Annotated in this window: 8 protein-coding genes and 1 pseudogene; 1 reads left to right on the top strand and 8 read right to left on the bottom strand. The window is 71.3% G+C overall.

Features of this window, described 5'->3' with window-relative positions; translation table 11 throughout:
* The 8 genes and pseudogenes from ESO86_RS19745 to rplU all read right to left on the bottom strand — a co-directional run.
* A pseudogene (locus tag ESO86_RS19745) lies at positions 1-260 on the bottom strand (hypothetical protein); the annotation flags it as partial.
* Positions 257-856 (bottom strand): nicotinate-nucleotide adenylyltransferase, encoded by a 600-nt coding sequence (nadD, locus tag ESO86_RS09985; RefSeq protein WP_129234763.1) that lies wholly within the window; start codon positions 854-856, stop codon positions 257-259. The gene nadD and the pseudogene ESO86_RS19745, both read right to left, overlap by 4 nt.
* 16 nt (positions 857-872) lie before the next feature.
* Entirely contained in the window at positions 873-1,094 is a 222-nt protein-coding gene (locus ESO86_RS09980; protein WP_129234762.1) for a hypothetical protein, read from the bottom strand.
* A 73-nt stretch (positions 1,095-1,167) separates the two neighbouring features.
* On the bottom strand, positions 1,168-2,448 hold the full coding sequence (locus ESO86_RS09975; RefSeq protein ID WP_129234761.1) for a glutamate-5-semialdehyde dehydrogenase: 1,281 nt from the start codon (positions 2,446-2,448) through the stop codon (positions 1,168-1,170).
* Between the two features lie 46 nt (positions 2,449-2,494).
* Entirely contained in the window at positions 2,495-3,280 is a 786-nt protein-coding gene (gene proB / locus ESO86_RS09970; protein WP_129234760.1) for a glutamate 5-kinase, read from the bottom strand.
* Positions 3,277-4,812, bottom strand: a complete 1,536-nt coding sequence (gene obgE / locus ESO86_RS09965; protein WP_129234759.1) for a GTPase ObgE — start codon at positions 4,810-4,812, stop codon at positions 3,277-3,279. The genes proB and obgE overlap by 4 nt, the downstream gene beginning before the upstream one ends.
* Positions 4,813-4,887: 75 nt before the next feature.
* A complete protein-coding gene (gene rpmA, locus ESO86_RS09960) occupies positions 4,888-5,145 on the bottom strand; it encodes a 50S ribosomal protein L27 (RefSeq protein WP_067948501.1) in 258 nt (85 codons plus the stop codon).
* 21 nt (positions 5,146-5,166) lie between these two features.
* Positions 5,167-5,475 carry a 50S ribosomal protein L21 gene (gene rplU / locus ESO86_RS09955; RefSeq protein ID WP_129234758.1) on the bottom strand — a complete coding sequence of 103 codons (309 nt, stop codon included), beginning with the start codon at positions 5,473-5,475 and terminating at the stop codon, positions 5,167-5,169.
* 237 nt (positions 5,476-5,712) lie between these two features.
* Between rplU and ESO86_RS09950 the strand changes: the two genes are divergently transcribed.
* Positions 5,713-5,994 carry a DUF4031 domain-containing protein gene (locus ESO86_RS09950; RefSeq protein WP_129234757.1) on the top strand — a complete coding sequence of 94 codons (282 nt, stop codon included), beginning with the start codon at positions 5,713-5,715 and terminating at the stop codon, positions 5,992-5,994.
* Positions 5,995-6,007: the final 13 nt, after the last annotated feature.

Genomic DNA, 6,007 nt, shown 5'->3' with positions numbered 1-6,007 from the left:
ATCTGGCGCTCCGGAGGCATGCCGGACGGCCCGCCTGCGGCCGGTCGGGCGGGTTGCGCCGCCCGCGGGTCCTGCCCCTGCGGGTACTCCGGCTGAGCCTGTTGCTGCGGATACTGCTGGGGACGCGGCGGCGACGACGGCTGCGCAGGTGCAGGTGCGGCGGCGTCCGGCGCCGACGACGCGGCTCGCTGCTGTTCCAGCATGCGCTCGCGCTCGCGCATCTCACGGCGCGTGAGCGGCGGTTCCTGCGACGACGTCATTCGACACTCCGGTAGAGGTGGTGCTTGGAGATGTACTGGACGACCCCATCAGGCACCAGGTACCACACCGGTGATCCCCGGTGCACTCGATCCCGGCAATCGGTCGACGAGATCGCCAACGCCGGGACTTCCAGCAAGCTTACGTCCTGCTCCGGCAGACCCGAAACGGACAGAACATGTCCCGGTCGACTCACAGCGACGAAATGCGCAAGGCTCCAGAGCTCCGCCACGTCCTTCCACGACAGGATCTGGGCGATCGCATCGGCGCCGGAGATGAAGAACAGGTCGGAATCCGGTCGCTCCCGACGGATGTCGCGCAGCGTGTCGATCGTGTACGTCGGCTTCTCGCGATCGATGTCGACCCGGCTGACCGTGAACCGCGGATTGGACGCGGTGGCGATCACCGTCATGAGGTAGCGGTGCTCCGCCGGCGTCACGACCTCCTTGTAGTACGGCCGCCCGGTCGGCACGAACACCACCTCGTCGAGGCCGAGCTCCTGGGCGACCTCGCTCGCCGCCACGAGGTGCCCGTGGTGGATGGGGTCGAAGGTTCCGCCCATCACGCCGAGGCGCGGGCGCCGCGCTGCCGAGCTCATGGCCGGATCGACGGGGTCAGTGACCGCCGTGCTCGCTTCCCGCGTGGCGGGCGGCGTACGCCTCGGCCTTGGAACGGTGGCGGTTCGCCACGTCGCGGTACGAGTAGACGACGACGCCGAGCGCCGCGAAGATCCCGAAGACGATCACTCCGTACCAGATCGGGTCGAACGGGAGCTCCCTCGCGAACTCGGTCTCGGTCAGGACCGTGATGGTCTGCAGTGCGGTCGCCAGGCTCATCGGCCGTTCCTCCAGGTGCTTCGGGTGGGTGACGCTGCGGACAGTCTATCGGTGAGCGCGGGCGGGCCGCGGCTCAGGCGCGCACGTGACCGGAGCCCCGCACGATCCACTTCGTGCTCGTGAGCTCGGGCAGGCCCATCGGGCCGCGAGCGTGCAGCTTCTGCGTCGAGATCCCGACCTCGGCACCGAAGCCGAACTCCGCGCCGTCGGTGAAGCGCGTCGACGCGTTCACCATGACCGCCGCGGCATCCACCTCGTCGAGGAATCGCTCGGCGTTGCCGAGGTCGTTCGTGACGATCGACTCGGTGTGCTTCGTCGAGTACCGCCGGATGTGCGCGAGCGCGTCGTCGAGCGAGTCCACCACGCCGACGTTGAGGTCGAGGCTCATGTGCTCCGTGGCCCAGTCCTCGTCGGTGGTCGGCAGCGCATCGGGGTGCAGCGCCCGAACGCGGTCGTCGCCGTGCACCGTGACCCCGGATGCCTCGAGCCGGGCGAGCACGGGCGGCAGGAGCCGGTCGGCGGCGTCTGCGTGCACGAGCAGCGTCTCGAGCGCGTTGCAGACGCTGGGTCGCTGCACCTTGGCGTTGTGCACGAGGTCGACCGCCCAGTCCTCGCGCGCACTCGCGTCGAGGAACATGTGGACGACGCCCGCTCCGGTCTCGATGACCGGCACGGTCGCCTCGTCGACGACGGCACGGATGAGTGCCGCGCTCCCCCGCGGGATGAGGACGTCGACGTGGTCGCGCGCACGCATGAGGTGACGGGCTCCCTCGCGGCCGTAGTCGTCGACGGTCTGCACGACGTCGCCCGGGAGACCGGTGCCCGCGATCGCCTCGCGGAGCACGTCGACGAGCACGGCGTTGGTGCGCTCGGCGGCGGAGCCGCCGCGGAGGGCGACCGCGTTGCCGCTCTTCAGGGCGAGCGCCGCGATGTCGACGGTGACGTTCGGCCGGGCCTCGTAGATGGCCCCGACGACGCCGAGCGGCACGCGCACCTGCTCGATGCGCACCCCGTTCGGGAGCGTGCGGCCGCTCACGGTCTCGCCCACCGGGTCGCCGAGCCCGACGACGTCGAGCACGGCGTCGGCGATGGCGCCGATGCGCGCCTCGTCGAGCGTGAGTCGGTCCAGCAGGCCGGTGCCGAGGCCCGACTCCCGGCCCCGTTCGAGGTCTTCGCGGTTCGCCGCGACGATGTCGTTGACCCGCGCTCGGAGCCGCTCCGCGATCGCCGCGAGCGCGGCATCCTTCTCGGCGGTGGTCGCGCGGGCGAGGCGCCGCGACGCCTCCTTGGCGGCGGCGAGGCGCGCGTCGAGCACCTCGGCGAGGTCTGCGGGGGCGGTGCGGACGTCGGTCATGCGTCCAGCCTAGTTCCGCGCCGAGGGCCGGATGCCGCGTGTGACGTCAGCCTGCTGCGGGCTCGAACCAGGTCCCGACGGGTTCGCCGGCGAGCGCCTCGTCGACGAGCGAGGTCGCCGTCACGAGCACGCCGGTGCCGGACGCCGCGGCGATCCGTGCGGCCGAGACCTTGGTCTCCGCACCGCCGGTCCCGACGCCGGCGCGGCCGATCGAGCCGATCTCGATGCCCGCGAGCTCGTCGCCGAAGGGCACGTGCGCGATGCGCTCGGCACCCGGCAGGTGCGGCGGCCGCGTGTAGAGCGCGTCGACGTCGGAGAGCAGGACGAGCAGGTCGGCACCCGTGAGCTCGGCGACCATCGCGGCGAGCCGGTCGTTGTCGCCGAACCGGATCTCGTGCGTCGCGACCGTGTCGTTCTCGTTCACGATGGGCAGGATCCGCAGGCCGAGCAGACGTTCCATGGCGCGCTGGGCGTTCAGCCGGTGGGTCGAGTTCTCGAGGTCGCCCGCGGTGAGCAGGACCTGGCCGGCGACGATCCGGTAGCGCCGCAGCGACTCCTGGTACCGGTAGATGAGGATGTTCTGGCCGACGGATGCCGCGGCCTGCTGCGTCGCGAGGTCATCGGGTCGAGCGTCCAGCGCCAGGTACGGCATCCCGGTCGCGATCGCACCCGAGGAGACGAGCACGACCTCGGCGCCGCGCGCGTGCGCGCCCGCGAGGGCGTCGACGAGCGGGGCGATCTGGCCGACGTTCTCCCCGGAGATCGAGGAGGATCCGACCTTCACGACGATGCGCCGTGCGGAGGCGATCCCGTCGCGGGTCAGACCGGTCATCCCCGCCCCTCGTCGTCGGTGCCGGAGGCGTCCTGGTCGCCGGCCCAGATGCCGGCCTCCCGCTCGCGCTCGAGTTCGGCGCGGGCCTCGGCCTTCGCGTCCATGCGCTCGTGGTAGCCGCTGCGTCGTTCCGCGCGAGTGGCGCGGCGGCGCTCGTCGAGTCGGTCGTCGGTGCCGCGGGGGGACGACATCAGCTCGGCCGTCGAGGTGAGCGTCGGCTCCCAGTCGAAGACGACGCCGGCACCCGGTCCGATGACCACGGTCGAGCCGGCCACCGCACCGGCGCGGACGAGTTCGTCCTCGACGCCGAGGCGGGCGAGCCGGTCGGCGAGGTAGCCGACGGCCTCGTCGTTCTGGAAGTCGGTCTGCGCGACCCAGCGCTCGGGCTTGGTGCCGAGCACGCGATAGATCGTGCCGTAGCTGCCGCCCTCGGGCTTGACCACGAACTCGGGCTCGCGGACCGCCCTGGGCCGGAGCACGATGCGGGGCGCCTCGGGCTCCTGCGCCGCCTGGGCTCGGGCACGGTCGACCTCCTCGCCGAGCGCGAAGCCGAGCTGGCGGAGGCCCTCGTGGCTCACCGTCGAGATCTCGAACACGCGGTAGCCGCGCGACTCGAGCTCCGGGCGGACGAAGTCCGCGAGTTCGCGGGCCTCGGGGACGTCGATCTTGTTGAGCGCGACGAGCTGCGGACGTTCGAGGAGCGGCACCTGCCCTTCGGGCACCTCGTACGCCTCGAGTTCGCGGAGGATCACCTCGAGGTCGGTGATGGGGTCGCGGCCCGGATCGAGCGTGGCGCAGTCGAGCACGTGGAGCAGCGCCGAGCAGCGCTCGACGTGGCGGAGGAACTCGAGCCCGAGGCCCTTGCCCTCGCTCGCGCCCTCGATGAGCCCGGGGACGTCGGCGACGGTGAACCTGTGGTCGCCGGCCTGCACGACGCCGAGGTTCGGGTGCAGCGTGGTGAACGGGTAGTCGGCGATCTTGGGCCGCGCCGCGGACAGCGCGGCGATGAGGCTCGACTTGCCGGCCGACGGGAAGCCGACGAGCGCGACATCCGCGATGGTCTTCAGCTCGAGCGTGACCTCGCCCTCGTACCCGGGCGTGCCGAGCAGCGCGAAGCCGGGGGCCTTCCGCTTCGGGGAGGCGAGCGCCGCGTTGCCGAGTCCACCCTGGCCGCCGGGCGCGACGACGAACCGCATGCCGGCCTCGGTCAGGTCGACGAGTTCGGTGCCGGCGTCGTCCTTGACGACCGTGCCGACGGGCACGGGCAGCTCCAGGATCTCGCCCGCGGCGCCCGAGCGGTTGTCGCCCGCTCCGGGCTGGCCGTTCTCGGACGAGCGGTGCGGGCGGCCGTGGTAGGCGAGGAGGGTCGTGACCTGCGGGTCGGCCACGAGGACGATGTCGCCGCCGTCGCCGCCGTTCCCGCCGTCGGGGCCGGCGAGCGGCTTGAACTTCTCACGGCGCACCGACACGCAGCCGTTGCCGCCGTGGCCGGCGCGCAGGAACAGGCGCACCTGGTCGACGAAGCTCACCATCGCCGCATCACTACTCCTTCTCGGGAAACACGTGAGGGCGAGCCGAAGCCCGCCCTCACGAAAACCGGTCGCTGCTTACGCGTCGACCGAGACGATGTTCACGACCTTGCGGCCGCCCTTGTTGCCGAACTCGACCGCGCCCGCCTCGAGGGCGAACAGCGTGTCGTCGCCGCCTCGACCCACGCCCGCACCGGGGTGGAAGTGGGTGCCGCGCTGGCGGACGAGGATCTCGCCCGCCGAGACGACCTGGCCACCGAAGCGCTTCACGCCGAGGCGCTTGGCGTTCGAGTCACGACCGTTGCGAGTGGAGCTCGCACCCTTCTTGTGTGCCATTGTCCCTGTCTCCTCTGGCCGTTACTTGATGCCGGTGATCTTGACGCGCGTGAGCTCCTGACGGTGGCCCTGGCGCTTCTTGTAGCCGGTCTTGTTCTTGAACTTCTGGATCACGATCTTCGGACCGCGCAGGTCGTTCAGGACCTCGGCCGTGACCGTGACCTTGGCGAGCGACTTCGCGTCGGAGGTGATCTTGTCGCCGTCGACGAGGAGGACGGGCGTGAGCTGCACGTTGCCGTCCTTGTCGGCCTTGATCCGGTCCATCGTCACGATGGTGCCGACCTCGACCTTCTCCTGCCGACCACCGGCGCGCACTACTGCGTAAACCACTTCTCGTACCTATCTCCGGGGAGCCTTGCGACTCCGTCTACTTGATGGGATGTCACTGCGCGGGAGACCCCAGCGGGAAGGAGGGTCGTCACTGCCAGAAAACTGTGCGTGCCAGCCGGGATAAGCGGTGGCACCAACGGTCGAGTTTACCGGATGCCCGCAAGGCGGTCAAACGGGCGCCGACCGCGTGTCGCAGGGCCCCGAGCGGATGCCGCGGCCGCGGCGTACACTCGGCGCATGGCCGTGCTGATCGACCCGCCGCTCTGGCCCAAGCACGGCACCGTATGGTCCCACCTGGTGAGTGACACGTCGATCGAGGAACTCGTCGCGTTCGCCGACCGGACGGGCATCCCGCGTCGAGGCTTCGACCTCGACCACTACGACGTGCCCGCCGAACGCTACGACGAACTCGTGGCGGCCGGGGCGGAGCCCGTCCCGGCGCGCGACCTCGTCCGTCGCCTCGCGGCGAGCGGCCTGCGGGTCACGCCGCGCGAGCGGCGCGCCTCACTCGGAGGCTGAGTCCGCCTCCGAG

It is taken from the genome of Agromyces binzhouensis, assembly GCF_004135055.1.
GTDB lineage: Bacteria > Actinomycetota > Actinomycetes > Actinomycetales > Microbacteriaceae > Agromyces > Agromyces binzhouensis.
This window is presented reverse-complemented; position numbering and strand designations above follow the sequence as displayed.